General features: G+C 69.0%; 1 pseudogene. It reads left to right on the top strand.

The features are described from left to right. A pseudogene (locus SB751_RS34550) lies at nt 1–242 on the top strand (ABC transporter ATP-binding protein); the annotation flags it as partial.

Below are 242 nucleotides of genomic sequence, written 5' to 3'. Positions count from 1 at the left end.
CCGACGTCGGCGCGCAGACGCGCGACGGCCTGTACGCGCTGCGCCGCAAGATGGGCATGCTGTTTCAGTTCGGCGCGCTGTTCACCGACATGTCGGTGTTCGAGAACGTCGCGTTCGCGCTGCGCGAACACACCGACCTGCCCGAAGACCTGGTCCGCGACCTCGTGCTGATGAAGCTCAACGCGGTCGGGCTGCGCGGCGCGCGCGACTTGATGCCGTCCGAGGTGTCGGGCGGGATGGCG

This window comes from Cupriavidus sp. SIMBA_020 (assembly GCF_046535395.1).
GTDB classification, from domain to species: Bacteria; Pseudomonadota; Gammaproteobacteria; order Burkholderiales; family Burkholderiaceae; genus Cupriavidus; species Cupriavidus campinensis.
The sequence above is the reverse complement of the archived record's forward strand: the minus strand, read 5'-3'. Positions and strand labels throughout refer to the sequence as shown.